The organism is Halobacterium sp. R2-5 (assembly GCF_011734195.1).
Lineage (GTDB): Archaea > Halobacteriota > Halobacteria > Halobacteriales > Halobacteriaceae > Halobacterium.
Genome location: NZ_JAANTH010000001.1, coordinates 263,978 through 290,516, shown reverse-complemented (window position 1 = coordinate 290,516; position 26,539 = coordinate 263,978). Strand labels below are relative to the sequence as shown.

Genomic DNA, 26,539 nt, shown 5'->3' with positions numbered 1-26,539 from the left:
CCTCATTGTCGTTCGCATCATCTCGTATCGCCCGTTATTACTTAAGGGCATCGAACCTCACTCGTGAGAGTGAGATCGAAGCCCAGACGGGCGTCGGAAGCACGCATCAGCCACCCGGGAAACCCGAGTGGCCTCATCGTCGTTCGCATTATTCCGAACGGCCCGGTATCACTTAAGGGCGTCGAACCAGACTCGCCGAAGGCGAAGGGTTCGACGCGAGGGCGTCGAGGCGTCAATCAGTGGCGTCGGGGTCACCGAGCCACCTCACGTCGTTCGCATCCTATCCGAGTTCCGGGTTACGTAAAACCCCATCGAAGCGGAGGCGCTTCGACACGCCACCGCATACCAGAAAACCGCGTGACGACGTACCGAGGACGACGCGCGAAAATACCGCGTGGGTGGAGGTCGACCTGTCGTCCCGCGCGAGTGCGTGCGGTCGGGCCGAGTGGTGCCCACGCGACTCCGAATAGCCGTGGCGGCGACTAAGCAGTTACGCGTCGCGGACCGAACAAAAGTGGGGGTGTCGAACGGCGTCAGTCTTCGATGTGCTCGATGCCCTCTTTCGAGACGTTCGCCTTCGTGATCTCGCCGGGCATCCAGTCGGGTTTGTCTCCAGGGGCTTCCTCCTCCCAGGCCCACGCCTCGTAGATGTGGACCTTGTCGGTCCCTTTCTCGCGGAGCTCGAGGTCGTGGCGATTCGCGTCCGATTCGCTGTCGCCTACGTCGTCGAGCCGGCGGGCCGCCTTGAGGGCCGCCTGCCGTGGGGTGTTGCCGCTGAAGACACTACTCTCGTCGCCGTCGGATTCTCGGAGCGCGAAGTTGCGCTTGCCGTCCTCACGTACCATGGTTTTGCTCCATGATATGGCAACACAAGGGCGTGTGATAAATATACCGCCGATTTTGCCGGTAGTTTTATCCGTATCCACGGAAGGTTCGGGGAAAGCGGCGACCCGGCTACCGCACTAGCGTGGCGGATAACCGCCCCGCTGGGAGCCGACGGCGCCCCGCTCCGACCGTCGGAAGAACTTAAGTACGGTGTGCGGCGAAGGGAAAGTAGACACTTCGCGATGGTTCGCAAGAAGACGCTCAGCCCGAGTGGCGCGAAAGGCGACGACGGCGAGTACCACAACGCCCACGTCAACCTCCACGAGGACGAACTGTCCGTCGCCGGCCTCGACATCGGCGACGAAGTCTTCGTGCGGGTGCGCGAGGACAAGATCATCATCCAGCGGGCCGACCAGGACGACGTCGAGCACGACTTCTGACCCGGGATGTACGGGCTGGTCAAACCACTGTTGTTCCGGCTGCCCCCGGAAACTGCTCACGAGGCAATCACGGGACTACTCAAGTTCGCCCAGCGTGCGCGCCTCGACCGCGCGTACGCGAATCACTACACCGTAGACGACGAGCGGCTGGCCGTCGACGCGTTCGGCCAGTCGTTCCCGAACCCGGTCGGGGTGGCCGCGGGCTTCGACAAGAACGCGGAGCTACCGCGGGCGCTGGCCGCGCTTGGCTTCGGCCACGTCGAGGTCGGCGCGGTGACCGCAGAAGGCCAGCCCGGGAACCCGAGGCCGCGCATGTTCCGCCTCCGAGAGGACGAGGCGCTCGTGAACCGGATGGGGTTCAACAACGCGGGCGCGGACGTGGTGGGCGAGCGCCTCGCCACCCAGCAACTCCCGGACGTGCCCGTGGGCGTGAACGTCGGGAAGTCGAAGTCGACGCCGCTGGAGGACGCGCCAGCGGACTACCGCTACACGTACGAGCGCGTCGCCGAGCACGGCGACTACTTCGTGGTGAACGTCTCCAGCCCGAACACGCCGGGGCTGCGCGAGCTCCAGAACCGCGAGCAGCTCGCGGCGATTCTGGACGCGCTTCAGGACGCGGGCGCGGCGCCCCTGCTCGTGAAGCTCTCTCCGGACCTCCACCGGGACGCCGTAGTCGACGCGGTGGACCTCGCGAACGAGCTCGGGCTGGACGGCGTCGTGGCGACGAACACGACGACCGACCGCCCGGACTCCCTCAAGAGTGCGAACGCCGCCGAGAAGGGTGGGCTCTCCGGGCGGCCGATTCGGGAGCGCGCGACCGACCAGGTGCGCTTCGTCGCCGAGCGCACGGACCTCCCGGTGGTCGGCGTCGGCGGCGTCTTCACCGCGGAGGACGCCTACGAGAAGATTCGCGCGGGCGCGTCCGTCGTGCAACTGTACACGGGCCTCGTCTACCGCGGGCCGGGCATCGCCCGGGACATCAACGAGGGCTTACTCGACCTGCTGGACCGCGACGGCTTCGCGTCCGTCGAGGACGCGGTCGGTGCGGACCGCTGAGAAGCGGAGGCGACTGTTCTACCGGAGCGCGTCGAGTTCGAACTCGAAGCCGGCGACGGGCACTTCGACGTCGTGGTCGACGATGACCGCGGGGTGGAGCTCGCCGATGACGCCCACTGCTTCGCCATCGATGACGACGCTGGCGGCGCGGCCGTCGATGAACGACGGGTGCTCGGTGGCGGGCGTCTCGAGGTCGACGTGGAACTCCTCACAGAGCGCTGCGAGGCGCGCCTTCGCGTCCTCGTAGGAGGCGTCGTGGCGCGCGAGCACGGCGGCGACGGTGCGGCGCTCTGCCACGCCGGTCTCCGTGGAGCCGTCGACGTGGGCGGCGAACCCGATCTCCGCGAGGTCCTGCGGGTACGACCGATGGGTGTTGTTCTCCAGGACGGAGACGAGCGACGGCAGCGCCCACGTGCGGAGGATGGTGAAGTCCTCGCTGTACGGCTCCGAGATGGTCGCGGGGTCGGCAGCCCCAACGGCGTCGTCCGCGGGCGAGATGCGCATCCGGTCGAAGTTGTCGGCCTCGCTGGTCATGTTGAAGTTCAGGAGGTCCTCGAAGCCGAGGCCGACGAGCGTCTCCCGGGCAGCGGCCTCCAGCCGCGAGGTCTCCGTCCGTCCGCCGACCGTGCTGACGTCGGGGTACCGCGGCACGAGTTCGTTGAACCCGTACGCGCGCCCGATGTCGTCGACGACGTCCACGGGGTGGAGGACGTCCACGCGATACGGCGGAACCTCCACCTCGTAGGTGAAGTGGTCGCCGCCCTCGGGCTCCGCGTCGAGCCCCGCGCGCTCGGCGAGGTCGACGACGTCGTCGGGTTCGAGGTCGATGCCGAGCAGCGTCTCGACGCGGTCGTGGGCGACGCGCTTGGTCTGCACCTCGAAGTCCGGGCGCACGAGCTCGGCGTCGTCGTACGCGACGTTGACGTCCTCGACGGTGGCGCCGCGCGCGTCGAGCGCGTAACAGATGATGGCGCACATCCGGTCGATGGTCCACTGGTCGGTGCCGGTGAGCTCGACGAACAGCTCCCGGGAGTCCGTCGACACTTCGGTGCGGCGGCCGTTGATGACCGGCGGGAAGCTGAACAGCCCGATGTCGTCGTAGATCGCGGGGTAGCGCTCGTACTCATCGAGCAGGTCGGCGTACTGCTCGCCGGTCGGGTGTTCGGAGAGCACTTCGCCGGGCGTGCGTTCGGCGTCGTCGTCTAGCGGGACGAACGTGTCGCCGTCCGGCTCGATCCCCGTGTACGTGATGGAGCGATCGGCGTTGCCGTCCTCGCCGTTGACGGATTCGCTCGCGGTTTCACCGCTCGCGCGGTCGGTGGCGCCGCGCGCCACCTGCCCTTTCAGCATCGCGAGGTCGTGGATGCCGATGGCGCCCTTCGCGCGCTTGCGGCCCATCGTCGCGTGGAGCTTCTCCTGGAGCTGGATGAGCGAGTCGAGGGCGTCCTCGTCGAGGTCGACGCCGCGAATCACGGCGCCCGTGACGTACGGCCGGTCGTCGGGCACGTCCTCGACGTTGATGGTCCATTCGGCGGCGTTCGTGTCGGGGACGTAGACGCCGCGGGTGTCGCCGTAGTGGTAGCGCAGCGAGCGCGCGATGCCCTCCACGGAGAGGCGGTCGAGGCGGTCGGCCTCGAACTCGAGTTTGAACTCGCCGTCCTCGGTCTCGCCCTCGAACTCGATGCCGAGCCCGAAGAGGTCGTCCTTGAGCTCGTCGTCGCTCTTCTCGCTGTGCCCCGTGAGCGTACGGAGCTCGTCGGGGTCGATGTCGACGACGGGCATCAGTACACCACCTCCGCGTCCCGCAGGAAGTCTAGGTCACACAGCGTCCCGTGGACGTCGCGGATGTCCTCGAAGCCGGTGACCAACATTAGTAGCCGTTCGAGGGCGAGCCCCCACGCCATCACGTCGGCGTCGACGCCGAGCGGTTCGAGCATCTCCGGCCGGAAGATGCCGGAGTTCCCGATCTCGATGAGCTCGCCGGTCTCGGGGTGGCGGCCGAACAGTTCGAAGCTCGGCTCCGTGTAGGGGTTGTACGTGGGTTTGAACTCCAGGTCCGTGATGCCGAACTGGCTGTAGAACTCCCGGAACGTCCCCATGAGGTCCCGCACGGAGAGGTCCTCGGCCATCACCCAGCCCTCGATCTGGAAGAACTCCAGGAGGTGCGTGGCGTCGAGGGTGTCGTTGCGGTAGGCCTTCTCGACGCTGAAGTACCGGGCGGGTGCCTCCACGTCCTCGCCAGCGACGCCGGAGAGGTAGCGGGCGGTGAGACTCGTCGTGTGCCCGCGGAGCGCGAGCGCACGCGCGAAGTCCTCGTCCCACGGCGAGTGGTAGCCGTCGCCGTCCGGGCCGACGCCCTCGCGGTGCGCGCGCTCGACGCGCTCGACGAGGTCCGCGGGGAGCTCGTCGATTCTCTCGGGCTGCTCCAGGGCGAACCGGTCCCAGTGGTTGCGCGCGGGGTGGTCCTGGGGCATGAACAGACAGTCGTTGATGTAGAAGTCCGCGTCGACGTGCGGGCCCTCCATCTCCTGGAAGCCCATCCCGACGAGCACCTCCTTGACGCGCTCGGCGGCCTGCCGGAGCACGTGGGTCTTCCCGGGCGTGAACTCGCCGGCGTCGGCCTCGACGTTGTAGTCGGCGAACTCGGCGTCGCGCCACTCGCCGGACGCGAGCATGTCCGGGGTGAGCTGGCCGACCTGTTCGGTGGCCTCGACGCCCGCCATGAGCTCGGTGACACCCGCCTCGGTCAGCAGTACGGACCGGACGGTGCGCTCGCGGACGGCGACGAGGTCGCGGCGCGCGAGCTGGTCGAGTGCGTCCTCGTCCTCGACGGTGCCGCCCGCGGCCAGCGTTTCGAGTGCGGCGGCCTCTGTGTCCTCGCTGGGGTCGGCGTCGGGATTCGCAGAGACGTCGCCGCTGTCGATGCTGCCGTAGCCCTTCCGGGCGTAGTTCGACAGCGCGATGTCGACCTGCGGGCCTTCCAGTCCGGACGCGCCGATGACCTCGCCCATCGACACAGGGTCGTCGTCGGCGCCAGCGTCGAGGGCGGCCTCGTAGAGCCGTACCTCGGGGAGCGCGTCCTCGGCGTACTCGCGGCCTTCCTCAGTCAGTTCGGCCTCCTCCTCGACTTCTTCGACGACGTCCACGAGCCCGGCGTCTTCGAGTTCGAACGCCGCGCCCGTGACCGTCTCCGGCGGCCGCTCGATTTCGGCCGCGAGGTCGGCGATGCGTCTCGGTTCGTCGGCGCTCGACGCTTCGAGCACCGCGACCTGCTGTGGTGGCAGTTTCATTGTGCGTAGGGGTGTGTGGCAGTCAGTTATCCGTTCCGCTCTGCGCCCGAACGGGCGGTTTCGGCCGCTTCCCGGCTCCCGCCGGACTGCGGCGTCCACCCGCCCCGTTCAGGCGAAGAAGAAGCCGAACCCCGGAGCTGCGGCTACTCGGCGTGCGCTGCGACCGGCGTGGGGTTCGGACGCCATGTGCGGGAGCATGGCACGGCCGGTGAAAAGGATTCCGTCAGCGGGCGCTCACGCTCGCGCGGAGTCGAGTTCGACGTCGAGGTCCTCGAGGACTTCCTTCGCTTCCTCGCGTTTCTCCTGGTGGTCTTCGAGGAACTCCGCCATGAGCTCGGCGGCCTGCTCCTTGCAGCCGCCGCAGAGGCGCTCGCCGCCCGCGCACTCCTCGTAGACGCGCTCGGCGAACTCGTCGTCGTCAGCCGCGAGGAGGTACGCGTACAGCTCGTAGACGGGACACTGGTCGGGCTCGCCGCCGAGTTCGCGCTGCTTCTCGGCGGTCTCGCGGCCGCCCGTGGTCGCGGCCTTGACCTTGTCGTAGCCGTCCTCGGGGTCGTCGAGCAGGCTGATGTGGCTCGCGGGAATCGAGGAAGACATCTTCCCGCCCGTGAGCCCCGTCATGAAGCGGTGGTAGATCGAAGATGGAGGCACGAAGCCGTAGCCGCCGTGGTCGACTTCGACGGCGAGCGCGAGGTCTTCGGCGGTCTCCCGCTCGATGTCGAAGGCGTCGACGTGGCCCTCGAAGACGCGCTTCTCGCCGGCGAGTTCGTCGATGAGCGCCTCGAAGGCGTCCTCCGTGGCCTGCCTGTCGAAGAACCGAATCCGGGGACGAAGCGGCTCCATCCCGGCGTTGTCGAGTTTCTCCACGACCGACGAGACGACCTCGCCGTCGAACTCGGCCACGAGCGCGGGGTCGTCGCGGAGCCAGTCGGCGGCCTCCGCGCAGCGCGGCTGGCTCGCGTCCTCGGCGTACTGCTCGCGGGCCTCGTAGGCGGCGGAGACGAGCGGGCGCTCGTCGTCGTCGAACGCGACGCTGGCGTACGCCTCGGTGACCTTGAAGTAGCGCGTGCGCTCGGCGAGGTCGCGGGCGAGCCGCATGTGGGGGTCCTGGTCCGGGCCGACCGGAATCACGGTGGGCTTCGATGCTTCGAGCTGCGGGTAGAGGATGTCCGCCATCTGGGTGACGACGCTCTGCATGTGAGAGACGTCGGTCTCGCCGTCGAACCCGTAGATGGCTTCGAACTCCGAGAAGTTCGCCTCCGCGCCGAGCTCGAAGGCGAGGTCCTGGAGCTCGCGGTTCGCGGACTGGCGGTAGAGCGTGCCGTCGTCGGCGTCGAAGCCGAGCGCGAGCAGCGAGAGGAGGTAGTCCCGGGCGTGCTCGTCGATCTCCTCCCAGGAGAGCCCGCGGGCGGCGTGGGCTTCGAGGTCCGCGATGAGCGCGTACGCGTCGGCGCCCTGCTGCTGGTGCCAGATGATCTCGTCGAACACCATCTTGTGGCCGATGTGGGGGTCGCCGGTCGGCATGAACCCCGACAGCGCGGCGAACGGCTCGTCGTTGCGCATCGCGTCCGCGACGCGGCGGTAGTCGCGGTGCCCGAAGATGATGGCCCGGCGCATCAGGTAGTGCGGGTCGGGCACCTCGTCGATGACGTCCTCGAAGGACTCGATGCCGAACTCCTCGAAGAGCTTGCGGTAGTCCGAGACCGTCGAGGAGCCCCACGGGTCGAGCGCGACGCTGTCCGCGCCCGGCGCGTCCTCGGCGTCCGTGTCGTCGTCTGTGTCGGTCATAGTTAGGGAGTGAGCCTGCTCACGGAGAGCCAGCGAATCGTGTCCGCACTGGGGTCGTCCAGCGCAAAAACCATTCGCTTCCGGACACCGTGGGCGAGCCGCACGTCCAGCGAGAGGTCCCGCGGCGCGAACTCGTGGCCCGCGGGCAACACCCGCACGAGCAGCTCGGAGTGCCCGAGGTCGTCGACGGACTCGACGTCGCCGTACACGCGGAAGTCCGCGCCGAACTTGAACCCGGTCTTGGGCACCATCGCGCGGTTCCGGAGCGCGCGGTACACCCGGAGCCGGCGGTCGAAGTGGTCGCCCTCGCCGCCGCGCCCGCGCTCGACGACGGCCTCGACGTCGGCGTCCCCGAGGTCGAGGACGCCCTGCGCGGCGAGGTACGCGGCCTCCAGCAGGGAGAGCTGGAGCGCGTCGTACTCGGCGGCGCGACCGCCCAGCGGCTGCCCGTAGAACCCCTGTTCGTGGAGGGGCTCTGGCGGGTCCCAGACCAGCACGCGGTCGTCGAGCAGCACGCCTTCGACGCCGCTGGGTGCGTCGAAGGCGGTGTCGCCGTCGGGCGCGAACGACTCGACGTCGAGGTACGTGATCTCGCTCTCCTCGTCGACGACCGCGACCACCACGTCCGCGAGTTCCGCCTCTGGAATCGTGGTTCGCTCGTCGGCGACCCGCACCCGGTGTTTCACGGCGCCGTCGCCGGGTCCCTTCCCGCGCGGGAACACGACGAAGTCGCCGCCGCCGGGGTCGTCCCACCACGGCCGGCGGTCGGGCGCGAGGTAGAACCCGCGGTCCCGGAGGTCCGCGTACACCAGGAAGCGCGCCGCGAAGCCGGCGTCTCGGGCGCCGAGGAACTCCCGGAACCCCGCGCCGTCGATCGCGTCGAGGTCGCCGCGGAACAGGAGGTGGGCGGCCTCCACGAGCGACAGCGCGATGGCGTTGCCGTCGAGCGGGTGGCCGTAGCCGCGAGCGTCGTGGAACCGCTGGCGGGCGTCCCCGCCGACGCGGACCTCGTCGCCGCGAAGTTCGCCGTCCATACCGGGAGGGTGGCGCGCCCTACGTTCAACTGTTGCGGTCGCGCCGCCGGACCGCGGCTACGTCCGCTCGCAGTCGCCGTCGAGACACCGCCGGCCGCTCCGGGTCTCGAAGACGGGGAGCCCACACTCGCAGGTGCCGTCGACGCGCCCGTGGGGGAGCCGGTGGCTGGCGCCGCAGTCCGGGCAGGTGGCGTGGAGGCCGCGGTCGGACTCGATTTCGAGGGGCGCGCCGCAGCGACACGCCCACTCGCCGTCGAAGCGCTCGGCGACGGCCTCGGCGATGGGCGCGCAGTCGCGGTCCAGACACGCCGTCACGGTGTCGCCGCGCTCGACCCGCAACTGGGGGAGCGCGCAGTCCGGACACGGCTCGTCGACGACGGCCGCGTCCCGCGGGATGGCGTAGCTCGTGCGGCAGTCCACGCAGACGACGCGGCCGCCGTCCCGGACGAGCGTGCCGTCGCACTCGCAGGTTCCCACGGGCGGCCCGGCGGGCGACGCGGGGTAGTGGGCGTCGCCGTGTTCGGTCGCGCTCTCGACGACGAGGCGTTCGTCGCCGTCGGCCGCGTCGATGCGGAAGCCGCGGGCGTCCCGCGTGTACCGGACGACGCCCGGACGCGTGAGCCACGCCGCGGGCTGGTAGCCGTCCGCGTCGTGGACGAGCACAGTGTCGTCGGGCTTCACGATGACGACGACGTCCCCGCGGAGGTCGCGTTCGGTTCGACCGTCGCTCTCGTAGCGGACGGCACACTCGCCGGCGAGCACGCGAATCGCGTCCTGCATGGCTCGGGTTGGTCGCGTCCTCCGGTTTCAACTCTTGGCACGGGCCGGCCCGTCGCTTTTTCGGGCACGCGTTCAATTGCCGACATGAACCTGCCGCGAGAGGGAGTGTGGCGGACAGTCGGCTGGGTCGTCGTCATTCTCGCGCTCCTCTACTTCCTCGTCACCGTGGTAGAGCCGGTGTTCGGGTCGCTCGTCTTCGCCGTCTGGGTGTACTACGCGATGCGGCAAATCTACGCGCGGCTGGAGGACCGGACCGAGCACCCCGACCTCGCGGTGACGGCCACGATACTGCTGATACTGGTGCCGGTGTTCCTCATCGTCGGCTACGCGGCGTGGACTGCAATCAAGGAGCTCACCGACGTCCTCACGCACACGCAACTGCAGCAGTACCAGCCCATCCTGCGACCGTACGTCGACCTCTCGCAGATGGGGCCCGGCCGGGTCGTCGAGCAGCTCCGACAGAACCCTCGCGAGGCGTTCGACCAGCAGCTCCGGACCCTGTTGTCGGGAGCGCTCGGGCGAGCCACGACCGCTGCCGGCCTCCTCTTCTTCATCGGCGTCCGGGTGTTCCTGATGCTCGTGTTCCTCTTCTACCTGCTGCGCGACGACTACAAGCTGGCCGGCTGGTTCCGGGACAGCGTCGGCGGAGACGCCCGCATAGTGACCGTCCTCGAGAGCATCGACGACCACCTCGAGACGCTCTTCGTCGGGAACTTCATCAGCATCGTGGCGCTCGGCACGATCGCGCTCGTCGTCTACAACGGCATGGACTTCATCTCGCCTCCGGGCATCTCGGTCCCGTACCCGTTCCTGTTCGGACTCCTCACCGGCGTCGGCACTATCGTCCCCGGTATCGGCATCAAGGTCATCTACTACCCGCTGGCGGCGTACCTCTTCGCCGTCTCGTTCGTCGCCGGCGGGCCACTCTGGTTCCCCATCGTCTTCCTCGTGCTCACGCAGGTGCTCGTCGACATCATCCCCGACATCTTCCTGCGGTCGTACTTCTCCGCGGGCGACCTGAACATGGGGCTGGTGATGCTCGCGTACGTCATCGGCTCCATCGCCTTCGGCTGGTGGGGCGTCTTCTTCGGGCCGATCCTCCTCATCACCATCGTCGTCGTCGGCCGCGAGGTGTTCCCCGACGTCGCGAAGGAGTTCCGGTCGCGCCGGTGAGAGCGCGGTCGGACGCCCGTCTACGCCACGCGGACGGTCTTCGTCTCGGTGACCGGGAGCAGCGGGAGATCGGAGAAGGAGACGGTGATCTCGAATTCGAGAGCGTCCGCGTCCGCGCCGAACACGCCCACGGGCACAGTGAGTTCGTCGTCGAGGTAGCCGGTGGTCTCGGTCATCTCGACATCGTTGACGGTGACCGCGACGCCCGCGGCCGCGCCGCCGCCGCTGTTGCGGACGACGACCTCGCACATCTGGTTGTCGCCGACGGCGATGCTGTCGGGGAGGTCGCTGCAGTCGATCGTGACGTCGGGCATGTCGGCGGCCTGCTCGGAGACGCTCTCGGCGACCCCGGGACCGAGCCCCGCGGCTTCGAGGCCGTCGGTACCAGCCTCGCGGACGTCCGCGGGCGTCTCGATGCCCTCGTCCGCGAGCTTGTGCGCGCGACCGGCGGCGACGCCATCGAGGGCGGTCAGGCCGACCGCGTCCTCGGGGACGCCGGTGTCGATGCGGGCCTCCAGTCGGGCCGCGACGTTCGCGCCCGCGGGGTCGTCGTAGCGCTCGAAGAACGCCGCGAGCGCGGCGAGCAAGCGGAGTGCGTTCTGCTTGATGACCCACGCGTCCGAGCGCAGTTCCCGCGGGACGGAGCCGTCCATGCTCGCGCGCAGGATGGCGAGCACCTTCCGCGGGCCGGAGTCGAGGTCGTCGGCCGCGCTGCCGACGATGCGGTCGACGGCGTCGCGCTCGGACTTGCGCGCGCTCACGCTGTCGAACTCGCCGGCGCTCGCGACCGCGCGGAGCACGCTGTCGGCGTCCCCGTCGCCGTCCGCGACGTCGCGGAACTCGCTGGCGGTGTCCAGCCGGAGGTAGTACGTCGACGCGAGCACGCCCAATCGGGTCGCGGAGAGCCCGAGGTCGTCGTCGGTCTCCACGAACCCCTCCTCGACGAGGTCGTCGAGGGTGTCCCGGACGCGGTCGCGGAGCCCCGGGAAGTCGTAGGCGTCGGGCTCGGATTGGGCGCGCTGGTAGTAGAAGGTCGTCTCCAGCCAGTCCATCACGTCGCCCAGCCCCCGGATGGTGCCCATCGCGATTTCCGCGTTCAGGTGCTCGGCGAGATCACCGCCGGACTGCGTCCGGCGAGCCTCCGACTGTGAGTCGGAAATCCCTGCCAGCCGGGACTCGATTTCCTTGCCCTCCCGGAGGAGGTCGCGGTACATGTCGGCGTCCGACTCGTCGCAGACCACCCAGCCGTAGCCGACGTCGTCGTAGCCGGGGCGGCCCGCGCGCCCGAGCATCTGGAGGACGTCCAGCGGGCTCATGTCGACCTCGCCTTCGAGGGGGTCGTGGAGTTTCGTGTCCCGGATGACGACGCAGCGCGCGGGGAGGTTGACGCCCCACGCGAGCGTCGACGTCGAGAACAGCACGCGAATCTTGCCCTCGCGGAACCACTCCTCGACGAGGTTCTTGTCGTTCGTGGAGAGCCCGGCGTGGTGGAACGCGACGCCGTCCAGCACGGACTTCCGGAGGGTCGCGTTGTCCAGTTCCTCGGTCTCCGTGTGGAACTCGTAGTCGCCCCGCGAGCCCACGGGGATGTCGCGCTCGCCGATCTCGTCGCGGGTCTTCTTCGCGGCCTGCACGGTGTCCTGTCGACTGGAGACGAACACGAGCGCCTGCCCGTCCTCTCGGAGGTGTGGCTCCGCGAGGTCGAGCGCGGTGAACAGCCGGCGGTACTTGTCCGCGAACGGGTTGTCGCCGTGCGTGTACGTCCGCACGCCCGCGTGGAGGTCCACGGGCCGGTAGTCGTCGCCGAACTCGAACGTCGTCTCGGGCGTGGCGTCCAGCCACGCAGCGACGTCGTCGATGTTCGGCATCGTCGCCGACAGCGCGACCACGCGCGGGTCGCAGAGCCGCCGCCAGCGCGACACCACGACTTCGAGGACGCTGCCGCGCTTCTCGGAGTCGAGCAGGTGGACCTCGTCGATGACCACGCAGTCGACGTCCGTGACGAACGAGTACCGCGGCGAGTCGTGTTTCCGGGTGGCGGAGTCGGCCTTCTCGGGCGTCATCACGAGCACGTCCGCTCGCTCCGCGCGCCGGGGGTTGAGGTCGCGCTCGCCCGTGACCACGTACACCGAGTAGCCGAGCTCCTCGAAGCGCTCCCACTCGGCCTCCTTCTCGTTGGTGAGCGCGCGCAGCGGCGCGACGAACACCGCGGTGCCGCCGGCGTCGAGCGTCTGGCAGATGGCCAGCTCCGCGAGCGCGGTCTTCCCGCTTCCCGTCGGCGCGGACGCGACGACGTTGGCGTCGGAGTTCACGAGCGCCGGCACCGCCTCGCGCTGCATCTCGTTGAACTCGTCGAAGGGGAACGCGTCCGCGAACTCGGGGACGACTTCGGCGACTTCCATCACCAGTTGGGGAGGAGCGGGCCGCGGATAGGCGTTTCCTTAGGGGCGTGGTTCGGAAGGAGCGAACGGAGTGAGCGACTGAGAACCACGGTAATGCGAACGAGGAGCGCAGCGACCCGCGAGCGCATGCCGAGAGAGATGCGGCCGTACTCAGTCCGCTGCGCCGGCGTCCGCGTCGCCGTCGGCACCCGTGCTCGCCGCGGCGCGGTCGAGCAGCCCGCGGTCCGTCGAGTAGTAGAAGTAGGCGGCGACGCCGACGGCAGCGGCGACGTTCGACAGCGTGATCGCCCAGAACGCCGCGTAGACGGGCACGGCGAGCACGACGGCGTAGGCGCCGACGGCCGCGACGGGGAGCCGGACGACCCAGTACTGGAGCGTCGTCGCGACCATCGACACCTGCGTCCGCCCGGCGCCGTCGAACCCGGCCTGGACGGGGTAGATGACGCCGAACGCCCAGTAGCCGACGGCGAGAATCTGGAGGTACGCGACCGTGTACGTGAGCGCGTCGCCGTCGAGGCTTGGCGCGAACACGTCCGTGATGAGGCCGGGAACGAGGAGCTGGACGACGCCGACGACCGCGAGGCCGGCCGTCGTGACGCCCGCGGCGAGCCACGTCGCGCGGGTCGCTCGCGCCGGGTTCTCGGCGCCGACGTTCTGGCCGACGACGCTGGCGACGGCGTTCCCGACGGCCGCGGCGGGGACGAACGCGAGCGTCGAGACGCGCATCCCGACGGTGTACGCGGCGAGGCCCGCGCTCCCGCCGACGCCGGAGACGATAGCGACCATGAGGAGGCGGGCGGTCTGCCGGCCGCCCTCCTGGCCGGCCTTCGGCGCGCCGATTTCGAGGACGTCCCGCAGCGTGTCCAGCCGGAGCGTGACGGCCTCGCGCGTGTACGAGAATCGCGTGAACGCGGTGTTGGCGAGCGCCACCGCCAGCAGGAACCCGACGACGTAGCCGGCGGCGGTGCCGAGCGCGGCGCCGAGGACGCCGTAGCCGTCGAATCCCGGGACGCCCCAGCCGACGACGAGGAACGGGTCGAGGGCGACGTTGACGGCGACGACGGCGACGTTGACGACGAGCGCCGCCCGGGAGTCCCCCCAGCCGACGAACGCGCCCTCGATGGCGTCGCTCATCCCGCCGAACACCATGCCACCGAGGACGACCACGAGGTAGAGCGCGCCGAGTTCGACGACCGTCTCGCCGGGGTTCAGCAGCGCGAGGAAGTCCGCCGCGAAGACGTACGCGACCGCGAGCGCTGCGAGGTTGAGGACGAGGCCGACGAGGACGGCGTGGAAGGCGGCGTTGCGGGCGGCCGCGTCTTCCTCGGCGCCGGCGTGCTGGGCGACGAGCACCTGGCTGCCGGTGAGCGCGATGTCCGTGCCGAGCGCGAGCAGACCGAGTACGGGCGCGGCGAGCCCGACGGCGGCGACGGCTTCCTCGCTGACGCGGCCGAGCCAGAACGCGTCGACGACCTGCTGGAGGACGACGACGTACTGCTGGACGACGAGCGGGGCCGCCACGTAGAGGAGCGCGCGCGACAGGGAGCCACCAGTTATCTCCTCGCGAGACACGTCAAACATTTTTCTTCTTTTGTGTAGTTTGAACGTCCGCACGGCGTCTCTTTAACGTGTGGGGTGCGGTCGCACGGAGCGATCCGGGGACGGCGAACCCCACAGTTTTGGCGGTCGCCCCCGAAGGCAGTGTCATGAGTAGTCGGCGGAAACCGGACTGGCTGAAGATGCGGCCGCCGTCCGGCGAGCGCTTCACGGACATCAAGGAGACGCTCCGGGAGCACGACCTCCACACGGTCTGCGAGGAGGCGTCCTGTCCGAACATGGGGGAGTGCTGGAGCGGCCGGGACGGCCCGGGCACCGCGACGTTCATGCTGATGGGCGACCGGTGCTCGCGGGGCTGTAACTTCTGCGACGTCCAGACCGGTGGGATGGAGCCCTTAGATCCCGACGAGCCCGCGAACGTCGCGGAGTCGGTCGCGGAAATCGGGCTGGACTACGTCGTCCTGACCTCGGTCGACCGCGACGACCTCGACGACCAGGGCGCCGGCCACTTCGCGCAGACGATTCGGGAGATCAAGGACCGCGACCCGTCGATTCTGGTGGAAGTGCTGATTCCGGACTTCCAGGGTGAACCGGAGCTCGTCCGGAAGATCATCGATGCGGGGCCGGACGTCATCGCACACAACGTCGAGACTGTCGAACGCCGGCAGTTCCCGGTGCGGGACCGCCGCGCGGGCTACGAACAGTCACTGAGCGTGCTCGACCAAGTGGACCGCGAGTCCGACATCTACACGAAGACGAGCGTCATGCTGGGCGTCGGCGAGTACGACCACGAAGTCTACCAGACGCTGGGCGACCTCCGCGAGGTCGGCGTGGACGTGGTGACACTCGGGCAGTACCTCCAGCCGTCCCGAAGCCACCTCGACGTCGCGGACTACGTCCACCCGCAGAAGTTCGAGACGTGGCGCCGCGTCGCCGAGGAGGAGTTCGACTTCCTCTACTGCGCGTCCGGCCCGATGGTCCGGTCGTCGTACAAGGCCGGCGAACTGTTCGTCGACGCCGTGCTGCGGGAGGGGAAGAGCATCGAAGAGGCGCGAGATGCGGCTCGCAGGGCCGCATCTAACTGAGTGAGCGCGCGGTCGGCGATTCGGACACCACACGGCTGCACGCGCCCGCTAAAACCGGCAACACTTCTCTGGAGGTGGCTGTCCACCCAGTTCCGGGCAGTAGTATCGAACGTTCAGTGAATCAGCTCGTCCAGTAGTGGACAGAAGTAGTGAAAATCCCGGCCGCGACGACCCTGTAGAAAGACCGTTACGAAAACCATATGGTCGCACGGATTGATTCTCCGCACATGTCAGGACGGGGATACCCGTGACTGCGACCGTGCACCGAGACCCCGACGACATGGTTCGGGTGCTCGACGAGGACGGCGAGCTCGTCGGCGACGCCGAGGTGCCGGACCTCGACGACGAGGAGCTCGTCGAGATGTACCGACAGATGAAGCTCGCGCGGCGCTTCGACGAGCGCGCCGTCAGCCTCCAGCGCCAGGGTCGCATCGGCACGTACCCGCCGCTGTCCGGGCAGGAGGGCGCACAGGTCGGCTCCGCGATGGCGCTCGGCGACGACGACTGGATGGTGCCGAGCTACCGCGAGCACGCCGCGTCGCTCGTCCACGGCCTCCCGCTGAAGGAGACGCTGCGGCTCTGGATGGGCGACGAGAACGGCGCGCGCGTTCCGGAGGACGTGAACCTGTTCACGGTGGCGGTGCCCATCGCGTCCCAGATTCCCCACGCCACCGGGCTGGCGTGGGCGTCGAAACTCAAGGACGAAGCGGACAGAGCGTTCCTCTGTTACTTCGGGGACGGCGCGACCAGCGAGGGCGACTTCCACGAGGGCCTGAACTTCGCGGGCGTCTTCGACACGCCGAACGTGTTCTTCTGCAACAACAACCAGTGGGCCATCAGCGTGCCCCGGGAGCGCCAGACGGCCGCGGAGACGCTCGCACAGAAGGCCGAGGCGTACGGCTTCGAGGGCGTGCAGGTCGACGGGATGGACCCGCTGGCCGTCTACAAGGTGACCGAAGAGGCCGTCGCGAAGGCCAAGGACCCCGACGACGGCGAACTGCGCCCGACGATGGTCGAGGCCGTGCAGTACCGGTTCGGAGCGCACACGACCGCCGACGACCCGTCCGTCTACCGCGAGGACGCGGAGGTCGAGAAGTGGAAGGCCAAGGACCCGATTCCGCGCCTCGAGACGTTCCTGCAGCGGACCGACCGGCTCGACGACGAGGACGTGACGGCGATCGAGGAGGACGTCGAGGACCGCGTGGCGGACGCCATCGCGGCCGCCGAGGAGACGCCGCGCCCGGACCCCGTGGAGATGTTCGAGAACGCGTACGCAGAGATGCCCCAGCGGCTCGAAGAGCAACTGGAGTGGTTCCAGCGAATCCGGGCCGACCACGGCGACGAAGCGCTACTGGAGGACTAACATGAGCGAGAACTTGACGCTAGTGCAGGCGGTACGGGACGGCCTCCGCGACGAGATGGCCGAAGACGACGACGTGCTCGTGATGGGCGAGGACGTCGGGAAGAACGGCGGGGTGTTCCGCGCGACCGAGGGGCTCTACGACGAGTTCGGCGAGGACCGCGTCATCGACACGCCGCTGGCGGAGGCCGGCATCGTCGGCACCGCCATCGGGATGGCCGCGTACGGCCTCAAGCCGGTGCCCGAGATCCAGTTCTCGGGGTTCATGTACCCGGCGTTCGACCAGATCGTGAGCCACATGGCGCGGCTGCGGACGCGCTCTCGCGGCCGGTACACGTGCCCGATGGTGCTGCGCGCGCCGATGGGCGGCGGCATCCGCGCGCCCGAACACCACTCGGAGTCCAAGGAGGCGTTCTACGTCCACGAGGCGGGTCTGAAGGTGGCGATGCCGAGCACGCCGTACGACGCGAAGGGGATGCTCATCGCGTCGATACGGGACCCGGACCCGGTCATCTTCCTGGAGCCGAAGAAGATCTACCGCGCGTTCCGCGAGGAGGTTCCCGACGGCCCCTACGAGGTCGAACTCGGCGAGGCCGCGGTGCGCCGCGAGGGCAGCGACCTCTCGGTGTTCACGTGGGGCGCGATGACCCGCCCGACGCTCGAAGCCGCCGAGAACATGGACGGCGACGTGGACGTGGAGGTCGTCGACCTCCGGAGCCTGAGCCCGCTCGACGAGGACACCATCGTGGCGTCCTTCGAGAAGACGGGGCGGGCGGCCATCGTCCACGAGGCGCCGCGGACGGCGGGCGTCGGCGCCGAGATTACGGCGACGCTCCAGGAAGAAGCACTGTTACACCAGGAGGCACCGATCGAGCGCGTGACGGGCTTCGACGTTCCGTTCCCGCTCGCAGCGCTCGAAGACTACTACCTGCCGGAGCCCGAACGCATCGAGGACGGCATCCGGGAGGCCGTGGAGTTCTGAGATGGCACGAGAGTTCAAGCTTCCAGACGTCGGCGAGGGCGTAGCGGAGGGCGAAATTGTCGACTGGCTGGTGTCGGAGGGCGACACCGTCGCCGAAGACCAGCCGGTCGCCGAGGTGGAGACCGACAAGGCGGTCGTGGAGGTCCCCTCCCCGGTGAACGGCACGGTGCGGACGCTGCACTTCGACGCGGGCGACGTCGTCCCGGTCGGCGACGTCATCGTGACCTTCGACGTGGAGGGCGAAGCGCCCGAGGAGGAATCGGACGAAGAGGCGGAAGCAGCCGAGGAGACGGCCGAGCCGGCGACCGAGTCGGCGTCGAAGTCCGCGACGGAGAAGGCGTCGACGCGGACGTTCGCGCCGCCGAGCGTGCGCCGGCTCGCGCGCGAGCTCGACGTGGACCTCGATTCCGTGGAGGGGACGGGCCCGTCGGGCCGCGTGACCGAGGGCGACGTGCGCGCCGCGGCCGAGGGCGACACGACAGAACCGCAGGACGAGCCCCCGGAGGAAGACCGGGAGGTCGCGGAGCCGGCCGGCGAGCAGGCCGCCGAGCACACCGGCGGCGCGGGCGGGCAGGAGCCGGCGGGCCGCGAGAAGACGCTCGCGGCGCCCGCGACGCGCGGACTCGCGAAGGAACTCGGCGTCGACATCGACGACGTGCCGGCGGTCGAGGAACGCGACGGCGAGGCGTTCGTCACCGCCGAGGCAGTACAGGAGTACGCCGAGGGCGGCGTCGCCGCGCAGGGCGCCCCCGAGGCGGGCGCGCCCCAGCGCGAGTTCGTCGAGGGCGGAGAGACGACGCAGCCGTACCGGGGCGTCCGCCGCACCATCGGCGAGCAGATGGCCGAGTCGAAGTACACCGCGCCCCACGTCACGCACCACGACACCGCGGTCATCGACGACCTCGTGGAGACGCGCGCGAAGCTCAAGGAGCGCGCCGCCGAGCAGGACGTGAAGCTCACGTACCTGCCGTTCGTCATCAAGGCGGTCGTCGCCGGCCTCGAGGAGTACCCGGTTCTGAACTCCGAACTCCGCGAGGAAGCGGGTGAGATCGCGCTCAAGCAGGACTACAACATCGGCATCGCGGTGGCGACCGACCACGGCCTGATGGTCCCCGTCGTCAAGCACGCCGACCAGAAGTCCATCGTGGAGCTCGCCGAGGAAGTGAACGAGCTCGCGGCGAAGGCCCGCGACCGCTCGATCTCCCGCGAGGAGATGCAGGGCGGGACGTTCACCATCACGAACTTCGGTGCGGTCGGCGGCGAGTACGCGACGCCCATCATCAATTACCCCGAGACCGCGATTCTCGGGCTGGGCGCCATCGACGAGCGGCCGGTCGCCGAGGATGGCGAGGTCCGGGCGGCGCAGACGCTGCCGCTGTCGGTGTCCATCGACCACCGCGTCATCGACGGCGCGGAGGTCGGGCGGTTCACGAACTACGTGATGGAGCGGCTGACTGACCCCGAACTCCTCCTCCTAGAATAATGGTTGTCGGAGACGTATCCACTGGAACGGACGTGGCGGTCGTCGGCGGCGGGCCGGGCGGCTACGTCGCGGCGATCCGCGCCGCACAGATCGGCCTCGACACGACGCTCGTCGAGATGGACGCGTACGGCGGGACGTGCCTGAACTACGGCTGCATCCCCTCGAAGGCGATGATCACGGCGACGGACGTCGCCCACGGCGCGGCGAACGCCGAGGAGATGGGCGTGTACGCCGACCCCGAGGTCGACGTCGGCGAGATGGTCGAGTGGAAGGACGGCGTCGTCGACCAGCTCACGGGCGGCGTCGAGAAGCTCTGCAAGGCCAACGGCGTCAACCTCATGGAGGGCCGCGCGGAGTTCGCGGGCGGCGACCGCCTGCGCGTCGTCCACGGCGGCGAGGGCCAGGGCTCCGAGTCCATCGAGTTCGAGCACTGCATCGTCGCGACGGGCTCGCGCCCCATCGAGATTCCCGGGTTCGAGTTCGACGGCGAGCACGTGCTGAGCTCGCGGCAGGCGCTCGCGATGGACGACGTGCCGGAGTCGATGGTCGTCGTCGGCGCGGGCTACATCGGCATGGAGATCTCGACCGTGCTGGCGAAGCTCGGCGTCGACGTCACCGTCGTGGAGATGCTCGACGAGATGCTCGCCGGCTACCCCGAGGACCTCACGCGCCCGGTCGAGTCGCGCGCCGAGGCGCTCGGCATCGAGGTCGAGTACGGCCTCGCCGCGGACTCCTGGGAGGAGACCGACGACGGCATCGTCGTCACCGCCGAGGACGGAGACGGCAACACGGAATCGTTCGAGACCGAGCAGGTGCTCGTCGCGGTCGGCCGCGAGCCCGTGACCGACACGCTGAACCTCGACGCTATCGACCTCGAACCGAACGAGGACGGCCGCCTGGAGACCGACCGCCAGGCGCGCACGGACGTCGAGAACGTCTTCGCCATCGGGGACGTCGCGCCCGGCCCGATGCTCGCGCACAAGGCCAGCAAGGAAGGGCAGGTCGCCGCCGAAGTCGCGGCCGGCGAGCCCGCCGCCCTCGACTACCAGGCCGTGCCCGCCGCGGTGTTCACGGACCCCGAGATCGCGACCGTCGGCCTCACCGAGGACGAAGCCCGCGAGGAGGGCTTCGAGCCCGCGGTCGGGAAGTTCCCGTTCAGCGCGAGCGGCCGCGCGCTCACCACGGGCGACAGCGAGGGGTTCGTCCGCGTCGTCGCCGACGAGGAATCGGGCTTCCTGCTCGGCGCGCAAATCGTGGGGCCGGAAGCCAGCGAGCTCGTCGCAGAGTTAGGCCTCGCAATCGAGATGGGCGCGACGCTCGAAGACGTCGCCTCCACCATCCACACCCACCCGACGCTCGCGGAAGCCACGATGGAGGCCTGCGAGCACGCGCTCGGCCACGCCATCCACACCCTGAACCGGTAACCTCGCAATTTCTGTCGGCCCGACGCTCTTTTCCCGGCTCCGCTGCGTACGGGTGCGCATGCAAACGGTCACGCTCGGCCCGACCGGCACGTACTCCCACCGCGCAGCGAGCGCCGTCACCGACGACGGCATCGACTTCGTGGAGTCCGTCCGCGCCATCGCCGACGCCGTCGCGAACGGCGACGCCGACCGCGGCGTCGTCCCCATCGAGAACAGCATCGAGGGCTCCGTCACCGAGACCCTGGACGCCCTCTCGGAGGTCGACCTCGCGGTCGTCCGCGAAATCGTCACGCCCGTCCGGCACGCGCTCATCGCGCAGAGCGAGAACTTCGACACCGTCGCCAGCCACTCGCAGGCGCTCGCGCAGTGCCGCACCTACCTCGACGAGAACTACCCGGACGCCGCCCGCGAACCCGTCGCCTCCACCGCTCGCAGCGTCGAAATCGCGCGCGACGACCCCACCGTCGCCGGCATCGCCCACCCCGACAACGCCGACGGCGACCTCCGGGTCGTCGCCAGCGACATCCAGGACCGCACCAGCAACTCCACGCGCTTCTTCGTCGTCGCACCCCCGGGCGAGCGCTCCGACGCCGGCGGCAAGTCCTCGTTCGTCGTCTACCCCAACGCGAACTACCCGGGCCTGCTCCTCGAACTGCTCGAGCCGTTCGCCGACCGCGACATCAACCTCTCCCGCGTCGAATCCCGCCCCTCCGGCGAACGCCTCGGCGACTACCTCTTCCACATCGACGTCGACGCCGGCCTCTACGAGGACCGCACCCAGGCCGCCCTCAACGAGATCGAATCCATCGCCGAGAACGGCTGGGTGCGCCGCCTCGGCTCCTACGACGTCGAGCACGTCGTCTAGAACGCACGTTTTGCGCTGTCCCCGAAAGAGCGCGCAGCGCAACACGTGGATTCAGCAGACAGGCTTCGGGTTGACGCCCATGGATTCGAGCTGTTCGGTGTACTCGTCGTAGGCGGCCTGGATGGCGGCGTCGGCGGCGTCCTTCGCGGTCTCCCAGTCGTCGTCGGTCTCACAGACAGTATCGAGGAGGTCGAGCGCGCGGTCGCGCTGGTCGTCGAGGTCGTCTTTGAGGCCGCGGAAGACGCTGGCGGTCTGGGGGTCGGCTTGCCCGACGAAGAAGCCGGTGAGCTGTTCTTTGGACTTCTCTGTGGCGAGGACGCGGCCGAGGAGCGCGCCGGCGCGTTCGACCGTGTCGTCGAGGCCGCGGAGCGACGCCTGCATGCCGGTGGCGTCGTCGGTGGGCTGGTAGTCGTCGAGTTCGGCGAGGACGGCGTCCGTGTGGTCGTCCTCCTCGGCAGCGGTGGTCTCGAAGGCGTCCCGTGCGGCGTCGTCGGACTCGCCGTCGGCCCACGCGTGGAACGTCTGCGCGGCGACGTGTTCGGCGTCCGCGGCGGCTTCGAGGACGGCGCCGGCTTCCATCTCGCCGCCGGTGGCGGCGTACAGGGACTTCGAGGAGCCGAGCCGGGAGAGCGCGGTCTCGTTGTCGTCGCGGACCGCGTCAAGGAACTCGCTGGGTGTCATACGACGGCGTAGGCGCTGACGGGGCTTGTATGCTGTCGTCGCGGCGAACGAAAGAGTGGGGCGTGGAGCGCCACAGCCCGCCGAGGGGGAAACACGGGGGCGACGCCCGAGCGGACGCACGCAGGGGTGCATGAAACCGCTTGTGGCCGTTCGAGGGAGAGAGCAGCAGCTGTGCGGCGGGAGTACGCGAAAAAGATTGGAACGTCGAGTTACTCGCCGCTGCCCGTCTCGATGGGAGCGTCGACGAGGTTGCCCCACTCGGTCCACGACCCGTCGTAGTTGACGGTGTCGTCGTACCCGAGCAGTTCGTGGAGCGCGAACCACGCGACCGACGAGCGCTCGCCGATGCGGCAGTACGCGACCGTGGTGCTGTCGCCGTCGATGCCTTCCTCGGCGTAGAGCTCTTCGAGTTCGCCCTGGGTCTTGAACGTCCCGTCGTCGTTCGTGACCGCCGCCCACGAGATGTTCTTCGCGCCGGGGATGTGGCCGCCGCGCTGGGCGGTCTCCTGGAGTCCCGGCGGGGCGAGGACGTCGCCGCTGTACTCCTCGGGACTGCGCACGTCGACGAGCGGGACGCCGCGGTCGATGGCCTTCTCGACGTCGTCGCGGTACGCGCGGATGGACTCGCGCGGGCCGCTGGCGTCGTAGGTCTGCTCGGAGAACTCGGGCACCTCGTCGGTGGTCGGGTAGTCGTTCTCGAGCCAGTAGTCGCGGCCGCCGTCGAGGAGCTTGACGTCGTCGTGGCCGTAGTACTTGAACTGCCAGTAGGCGTAGGCGGCGAACCAGTTGGAGTTGTCGCCGTAGAGGACGACCGTGGAGTCCTCGGTGATGCCGTGGCTGCCGAGGAGGGCCTCGAAGTCGTCCTTCTCGAGGATGTCCCGCTGGGTCTGGTCCTGGAGCTGGGTCTCCCAGTTGAAGCCGATGGCGCCGGGGGCGTGTTCGTCGTCGTACGCCTCCGTGTCGACGTCTACTTCGACGAGTCGGTGCTCGGGGTCGTCACTCTCGAACTGGTCGAGGCGCTCCTCGACCCAGTCCGCGGTGACGAGTACGTCTTTGGCGTATTCTGCCATACTCTACGTTAGCGTACACGTCCCCATAACTACCGGCCACGCCGGCAGGTTCCCCCGCCCGTCGAGCGTACCGGCGAACCTCGCCGCGACCGGCGCGGGCGAACCACCGGTCGCGCAGATTACGGGCACGAATTGCCGGTGTCTCGGAGCGACGGCGACGTCCGGGAGGCTAAGGCGGGCGAAGCCCTCGACGCGACCATGAGCGAGGAATGGGTCGCGTCCGCGGACTGGCTCGCCGAACATCTCGACGACGTCGCCCTCGTGGACGTCCGCGACGCGTGGGAGTACGACGGCATCGGGCACCTCCCGGGCGCGGTGAACGTGCCCTTCGACGAGTTCCGGTCGGAAGGCGGCCCGGAGGGGATGATGCCCGAACCGGACGAGTGGGCGGAGTTGCTGGGCGAGGCGGGCGTCGAGCGCGGCGACACCGTCGTCGCGTACGACGACACGCACGGTGTGTTCGCGGCGCGCTTCCTCGTCACCGCGCTGTACTACGGCCACGACGACCTGCGGCTGCTGGACGGCGACTACAGCGCGTGGCTGCGCGAGCACGAAACCACCGGCGAAGCGCCCGACGTGACGCCGACCGACTACGAGCCCGGCGAGCCGCGGGAGGACGTGTTCGTGGACGCCGACGACGTGCTCGCGGCGCGCGACGACCCCGACGCCGTCGTCGTGGACACCCGCGAGCCGCGGGAGTTCGAGGAGGGGCACATCCCGTGCGCGGTGAACCTCGACTGGAAGGAGGTCGTCGACGACGAGACCCGCGGGCTGAAGCCCCGCGAGGACGTCGAGGAACTGCTCGCCGACCGCGGCGTCACGCCCGACGAGCGAGTAGTGCTTTACTGCAACACGGCCCGGCGCATCAGCCACACGTTCGTCGTGCTGCGGTGGCTCGGCTTCCCGGACGTCGCGTTCTACGAGGGGAGTCTCACCGACTGGACGGAGCGGGGCCACCCGCTGGCGTAGTCACGACCAGTCCTCGGGCAGCAGCGACGTCTGGTCGCCGCGGTGCTCGTCGGCCAGCAGGCTCGCCGCCTCCACGACGAGCGCGACGATGAGCGGCCCCGCGATGATGCCGATGGGACCGACCGTGAGCAGACCGCCGGTGAACCCGACGAAGTAGAGACTCCCGGGGAGGTCGGCGGTCCGCCGGGAGAGCCGCGGGCGGACGAGCACGTCCGGTAGCCACGCGACCAGCACGCCGGCGACGACCACCACGAGAATCGCGCCGGTGACGTCCCCGATGCTCGCCCAGTAGACGGCGACGGCGCCGACGACCAGCGACGGCCCGACGATGGGGACGAACTGGAGGATGCCCGCGAGCGCGGCGAGCGTGGCGGGGTAGGGGACGCCGAGCACGAGGAACACGGGCAAGGCGATGACGGTGGTCGCGAGCGCGGTCACCGCCTGCAGCACGTAGATGGCGTACAGCGTCGCGCCGGCCCGGGCCGCCAGCGCGTGCGCGACGTCGTGATAGGAGGCGGGAATCGTCGCGAGGAGCGCTCGCTCGGCGTCCTCGTGGGCGAGCAGCAGCCCGAACAGGAGCATCCCGAACAGCGTGAGCTTCAGCGCGAGTTCGGGGAGCGCGACCGCGGTGTCGACCGCGACGTCCCGCACCAGAGCGAGCGCGGCGTCCGTGACGGTGCCGACTTCGACGGGGTACGTGTAGCCGTAGAACGCCAGCGTCACGGTCTCGGGGATGCCCGCGAGCACGTCGGCGAGGCCGCTGGCGCGGTCGGTGAGCACGGAGAGGCCGGCCGCGAGCGGGACGAACACCGCCAGCGACGCGAGGGTGGCGGTGGCGGCGCTCGCCCACCACGGCGGCAGGCCGACGCGCTCGACGCGGCGGTGCAGCGGCACGAGCAGGTACGCGACGGTCACGGCGAAGAACACCGTCCCGAAGACGGCGCCGAGCAGTAGCGCGGCGACGACGAGCAGGGCAGCGAACAGCGCGGCGAGGACGGTGGTCCGCGAGTGAGGCACACCGGGGGTACCGACGGCACCGTGAAAAGCGTTCGCTCGCGGTTCGAGGGGTGGCAGAAGCGACGGCCTTTTCTACCACACCGAGAAACAACCAAGTAATGAAACGGCGCGACTACCTCGGGACGGCGGGCGCGGGCGTGGCTGGCGTCCTGACCGCGGGCTGCCTGCAGGTCGAGGAAGGCGAGAGTGAGGGGACGAAAACGACCGAGAGCAGCGGCACGACGGTCGGCGACACCGCCGACTCGACCACCAGCGAGTCGACGGGTCCGCTGACGGTCGCGACCTACGACTCGTTCTTCGGGGACGAGGGGACCGCGGGCCGCTGGCTGAAGGACAACTGGGAAGCCGACCACGACACCGAGATCGAGTACGTCGCGCCGAGCAACGGCATCAACGAGTACATCCAGCGGAAACGGCAGGACGCGGGCATCGACGCCGACCTCTTCGTGGGCCTGAACACGCCCGACCTCGTGCGCGTCGACCAGGCGCTCCCCGACACCGCGCTGTTCGACGACCTCCGCGGCGACCTCGACAACGACGGCGACATCAAGGAGAGCCTCGAGATCGACCCGGAGAACCGCGTCGTCGCCTACGACACGGGCTACATCGCCCCCGTCTACGACGGCACGGAAATCGACAACCCGGAGACGTTCGACGCGCTCCTCGAACCCGCCTACGAGGGGACGCTGCTCGCGCAGAACGCCCAGTCCAGCGACCCCGGGCTGGCGTTCCTCCTCTGGACGATCCACGAGAAAGGTTCTGAGGAGTACCTCGACTACTGGGAGGGGCTGCTCGCCAACGACGTGCGCGTGCTCGACGACTGGCAGCCCTCGTACAACGCGTTCCTCGAGGGCGAGCGGCCGATGGTCGTCTCTTACTCCACGGACCAGGTGTACTACAACGCCGAGGACGAGCTCCCCCACCACCAGGTGAGCTTCCTCAACGACCAGGGGTACGCCAACCCCGAGACCGTGGGGCGGTTCGCCGACACCGACCAGCCGGAGACGGCCGCCGAGTTCGTGGACTTCGCGCTCACCGACGAGGCCCAGTCGAACGTCGCCGTGAACAACGTCCAGTTCCCCGCGACCACCACCGCGTCGCTGCCCGAGGAGTACGACCAGTACGCCCACGAGCCGCCGGAGCCGGTCACGTTTACCTACGAGGAGCTCGCAGGCAACCTCGACGGGTGGATCGAGTCGTGGGCCCAGCTGGTCGCGAGCAACTGACGCGGGTGACGGACGGACTGTCCGAGGCGGCC

The 26,539-nt window shown here is 69.3% G+C and carries 21 protein-coding genes and 1 pseudogene; 11 read left to right on the top strand and 11 right to left on the bottom strand.

Features of this window, described 5'->3' with window-relative positions:
- Positions 1-533 precede the first annotated feature (533 nt).
- Positions 534-845 (bottom strand): non-histone chromosomal MC1 family protein, encoded by a 312-nt coding sequence (locus G9C83_RS01575; protein WP_167244373.1) that lies wholly within the window; start codon positions 843-845, stop codon positions 534-536.
- Positions 846-1,067: 222 nt separating this feature from the next.
- Here G9C83_RS01575 and G9C83_RS01570 point away from each other — a divergent pair, with 222 nt between their 5' ends.
- The gene (locus G9C83_RS01570; protein WP_058984575.1) at positions 1,068-1,265 is read left to right on the top strand and encodes an AbrB/MazE/SpoVT family DNA-binding domain-containing protein; all 198 of its coding nucleotides are present in this window, start codon (positions 1,068-1,070) and stop codon (positions 1,263-1,265) included.
- Positions 1,266-1,271: 6 nt separating this feature from the next.
- Complete coding sequence (locus G9C83_RS01565; protein ID WP_167244372.1) at positions 1,272-2,321, top strand: quinone-dependent dihydroorotate dehydrogenase; 1,050 nt, start codon at positions 1,272-1,274, stop codon at positions 2,319-2,321.
- An 18-nt stretch (positions 2,322-2,339) separates the two neighbouring features.
- Here G9C83_RS01565 and pheT read toward each other — a convergent pair whose 3' ends face one another.
- The 5 genes and pseudogenes from pheT to G9C83_RS01540 all read right to left on the bottom strand — a co-directional run bounded on the left by pheT (position 2,340) and on the right by G9C83_RS01540 (position 9,213).
- Positions 2,340-4,103, bottom strand: a complete 1,764-nt coding sequence (pheT, locus tag G9C83_RS01560) for a phenylalanine--tRNA ligase subunit beta (protein ID WP_167244371.1) — start codon at positions 4,101-4,103, stop codon at positions 2,340-2,342.
- On the bottom strand, positions 4,103-5,611 hold the full coding sequence (locus tag G9C83_RS01555) for a phenylalanine--tRNA ligase subunit alpha (RefSeq protein WP_167244370.1): 1,509 nt from the start codon (positions 5,609-5,611) through the stop codon (positions 4,103-4,105). The genes pheT and G9C83_RS01555 overlap by 1 nt, the downstream gene beginning before the upstream one ends.
- Positions 5,612-5,845: 234 nt before the next feature.
- A pseudogene (locus G9C83_RS01550) lies at positions 5,846-7,357 on the bottom strand (tryptophan--tRNA ligase); the annotation flags it as partial.
- Positions 7,358-7,401: 44 nt separating this feature from the next.
- The gene (gene endA, locus G9C83_RS01545; protein ID WP_167244368.1) at positions 7,402-8,433 is read right to left on the bottom strand and encodes a tRNA-intron lyase; all 1,032 of its coding nucleotides are present in this window, start codon (positions 8,431-8,433) and stop codon (positions 7,402-7,404) included.
- Between the two features lie 57 nt (positions 8,434-8,490).
- Positions 8,491-9,213 carry an endonuclease NucS domain-containing protein gene (locus tag G9C83_RS01540; RefSeq protein WP_167244367.1) on the bottom strand — a complete coding sequence of 241 codons (723 nt, stop codon included), beginning with the start codon at positions 9,211-9,213 and terminating at the stop codon, positions 8,491-8,493.
- A gap of 84 nt (positions 9,214-9,297) precedes the next feature.
- Here G9C83_RS01540 and G9C83_RS01535 point away from each other — a divergent pair, with 84 nt between their 5' ends.
- Complete coding sequence (locus G9C83_RS01535) at positions 9,298-10,386, top strand: AI-2E family transporter (RefSeq protein ID WP_167244366.1); 1,089 nt, start codon at positions 9,298-9,300, stop codon at positions 10,384-10,386.
- A 20-nt stretch (positions 10,387-10,406) separates the two neighbouring features.
- On the opposite strand, the gene G9C83_RS01530 is transcribed toward G9C83_RS01535, so the two are convergent.
- Together G9C83_RS01530 and G9C83_RS01525 are read right to left on the bottom strand one after the other, a co-directional pair.
- Positions 10,407-12,788, bottom strand: coding sequence for a DEAD/DEAH box helicase (locus G9C83_RS01530; protein ID WP_167244365.1), 2,382 nt, complete (start codon positions 12,786-12,788; stop codon positions 10,407-10,409).
- Between the two features lie 150 nt (positions 12,789-12,938).
- A complete protein-coding gene (locus G9C83_RS01525; protein ID WP_167244364.1) occupies positions 12,939-14,369 on the bottom strand; it encodes an MATE family efflux transporter in 1,431 nt (476 codons plus the stop codon).
- Positions 14,370-14,494: 125 nt separating this feature from the next.
- Between G9C83_RS01525 and lipA the strand changes: the two genes are divergently transcribed.
- From lipA to pheA, 6 genes are all read left to right on the top strand, one after another.
- Positions 14,495-15,430, top strand: coding sequence for a lipoyl synthase (gene lipA, locus G9C83_RS01520; RefSeq protein WP_167244363.1), 936 nt, complete (start codon positions 14,495-14,497; stop codon positions 15,428-15,430).
- A gap of 280 nt (positions 15,431-15,710) precedes the next feature.
- A complete protein-coding gene (gene pdhA, locus G9C83_RS01515) occupies positions 15,711-16,793 on the top strand; it encodes a pyruvate dehydrogenase (acetyl-transferring) E1 component subunit alpha (RefSeq protein ID WP_167245663.1) in 1,083 nt (360 codons plus the stop codon).
- A 1-nt stretch (position 16,794) separates the two neighbouring features.
- Positions 16,795-17,772 carry an alpha-ketoacid dehydrogenase subunit beta gene (locus tag G9C83_RS01510; RefSeq protein ID WP_167244362.1) on the top strand — a complete coding sequence of 326 codons (978 nt, stop codon included), beginning with the start codon at positions 16,795-16,797 and terminating at the stop codon, positions 17,770-17,772.
- A 1-nt stretch (position 17,773) separates the two neighbouring features.
- On the top strand, positions 17,774-19,255 hold the full coding sequence (locus G9C83_RS01505; protein WP_167244361.1) for a dihydrolipoamide acetyltransferase family protein: 1,482 nt from the start codon (positions 17,774-17,776) through the stop codon (positions 19,253-19,255).
- On the top strand, positions 19,255-20,679 hold the full coding sequence (lpdA, locus tag G9C83_RS01500; RefSeq protein ID WP_167244360.1) for a dihydrolipoyl dehydrogenase: 1,425 nt from the start codon (positions 19,255-19,257) through the stop codon (positions 20,677-20,679). Before G9C83_RS01505 ends, lpdA begins: the two co-directional genes overlap by 1 nt.
- A 58-nt stretch (positions 20,680-20,737) precedes the next feature.
- A complete protein-coding gene (pheA, locus tag G9C83_RS01495; protein WP_167244359.1) occupies positions 20,738-21,544 on the top strand; it encodes a prephenate dehydratase in 807 nt (268 codons plus the stop codon).
- A gap of 51 nt (positions 21,545-21,595) precedes the next feature.
- Here the strand turns inward: pheA and G9C83_RS01490 are convergent, their stop codons facing one another.
- Together G9C83_RS01490 and G9C83_RS01485 are read right to left on the bottom strand one after the other, a co-directional pair.
- The gene (locus G9C83_RS01490; RefSeq protein ID WP_167244358.1) at positions 21,596-22,225 is read right to left on the bottom strand and encodes a rubrerythrin family protein; all 630 of its coding nucleotides are present in this window, start codon (positions 22,223-22,225) and stop codon (positions 21,596-21,598) included.
- A gap of 209 nt (positions 22,226-22,434) precedes the next feature.
- Positions 22,435-23,295: a sulfurtransferase gene (locus G9C83_RS01485; RefSeq protein ID WP_167244357.1), complete on the bottom strand. Its 861-nt coding sequence runs from the start codon at positions 23,293-23,295 to the stop codon at positions 22,435-22,437.
- 198 nt (positions 23,296-23,493) lie between these two features.
- Here G9C83_RS01485 and G9C83_RS01480 point away from each other — a divergent pair, with 198 nt between their 5' ends.
- Complete coding sequence (locus tag G9C83_RS01480; protein ID WP_167244356.1) at positions 23,494-24,264, top strand: sulfurtransferase; 771 nt, start codon at positions 23,494-23,496, stop codon at positions 24,262-24,264.
- Here G9C83_RS01480 and G9C83_RS01475 read toward each other — a convergent pair whose 3' ends face one another.
- Positions 24,265-25,281, bottom strand: a complete 1,017-nt coding sequence (locus G9C83_RS01475) for an AI-2E family transporter (protein ID WP_167244355.1) — start codon at positions 25,279-25,281, stop codon at positions 24,265-24,267. It lies immediately after the preceding gene.
- Between the two features lie 98 nt (positions 25,282-25,379).
- Between G9C83_RS01475 and G9C83_RS01470 the strand changes: the two genes are divergently transcribed.
- Positions 25,380-26,507 (top strand): thiamine ABC transporter substrate-binding protein, encoded by a 1,128-nt coding sequence (locus G9C83_RS01470; protein WP_167244354.1) that lies wholly within the window; start codon positions 25,380-25,382, stop codon positions 26,505-26,507.
- Positions 26,508-26,539 lie beyond the last annotated feature (32 nt).

Coding starts and splice junctions, on each gene's coding strand:
- G9C83_RS01575 (WP_167244373.1), bottom strand. CDS start 845: ATGGTACGTGAGGACGGCAAGCGCAACTTCGCGCTCCGAGAATCCGAC.
- G9C83_RS01570 (WP_058984575.1), top strand. CDS start 1,068: ATGGTTCGCAAGAAGACGCTCAGCCCGAGTGGCGCGAAAGGCGACGAC.
- G9C83_RS01565 (WP_167244372.1), top strand. CDS start 1,272: ATGTACGGGCTGGTCAAACCACTGTTGTTCCGGCTGCCCCCGGAAACT.
- pheT (WP_167244371.1), bottom strand. CDS start 4,103: ATGCCCGTCGTCGACATCGACCCCGACGAGCTCCGTACGCTCACGGGG.
- G9C83_RS01555 (WP_167244370.1), bottom strand. CDS start 5,611: ATGAAACTGCCACCACAGCAGGTCGCGGTGCTCGAAGCGTCGAGCGCC.
- endA (WP_167244368.1), bottom strand. CDS start 8,433: ATGGACGGCGAACTTCGCGGCGACGAGGTCCGCGTCGGCGGGGACGCC.
- G9C83_RS01540 (WP_167244367.1), bottom strand. CDS start 9,213: ATGCAGGACGCGATTCGCGTGCTCGCCGGCGAGTGTGCCGTCCGCTAC.
- G9C83_RS01535 (WP_167244366.1), top strand. CDS start 9,298: ATGAACCTGCCGCGAGAGGGAGTGTGGCGGACAGTCGGCTGGGTCGTC.
- G9C83_RS01530 (WP_167244365.1), bottom strand. CDS start 12,788: ATGGAAGTCGCCGAAGTCGTCCCCGAGTTCGCGGACGCGTTCCCCTTC.
- G9C83_RS01525 (WP_167244364.1), bottom strand. CDS start 14,369: ATGTTTGACGTGTCTCGCGAGGAGATAACTGGTGGCTCCCTGTCGCGC.
- lipA (WP_167244363.1), top strand. CDS start 14,495: ATGAGTAGTCGGCGGAAACCGGACTGGCTGAAGATGCGGCCGCCGTCC.
- pdhA (WP_167245663.1), top strand. CDS start 15,711: ATGGTTCGGGTGCTCGACGAGGACGGCGAGCTCGTCGGCGACGCCGAG.
- G9C83_RS01510 (WP_167244362.1), top strand. CDS start 16,795: ATGAGCGAGAACTTGACGCTAGTGCAGGCGGTACGGGACGGCCTCCGC.
- G9C83_RS01505 (WP_167244361.1), top strand. CDS start 17,774: ATGGCACGAGAGTTCAAGCTTCCAGACGTCGGCGAGGGCGTAGCGGAG.
- lpdA (WP_167244360.1), top strand. CDS start 19,255: ATGGTTGTCGGAGACGTATCCACTGGAACGGACGTGGCGGTCGTCGGC.
- pheA (WP_167244359.1), top strand. CDS start 20,738: ATGCAAACGGTCACGCTCGGCCCGACCGGCACGTACTCCCACCGCGCA.
- G9C83_RS01490 (WP_167244358.1), bottom strand. CDS start 22,225: ATGACACCCAGCGAGTTCCTTGACGCGGTCCGCGACGACAACGAGACC.
- G9C83_RS01485 (WP_167244357.1), bottom strand. CDS start 23,295: ATGGCAGAATACGCCAAAGACGTACTCGTCACCGCGGACTGGGTCGAG.
- G9C83_RS01480 (WP_167244356.1), top strand. CDS start 23,494: ATGAGCGAGGAATGGGTCGCGTCCGCGGACTGGCTCGCCGAACATCTC.
- G9C83_RS01470 (WP_167244354.1), top strand. CDS start 25,380: ATGAAACGGCGCGACTACCTCGGGACGGCGGGCGCGGGCGTGGCTGGC.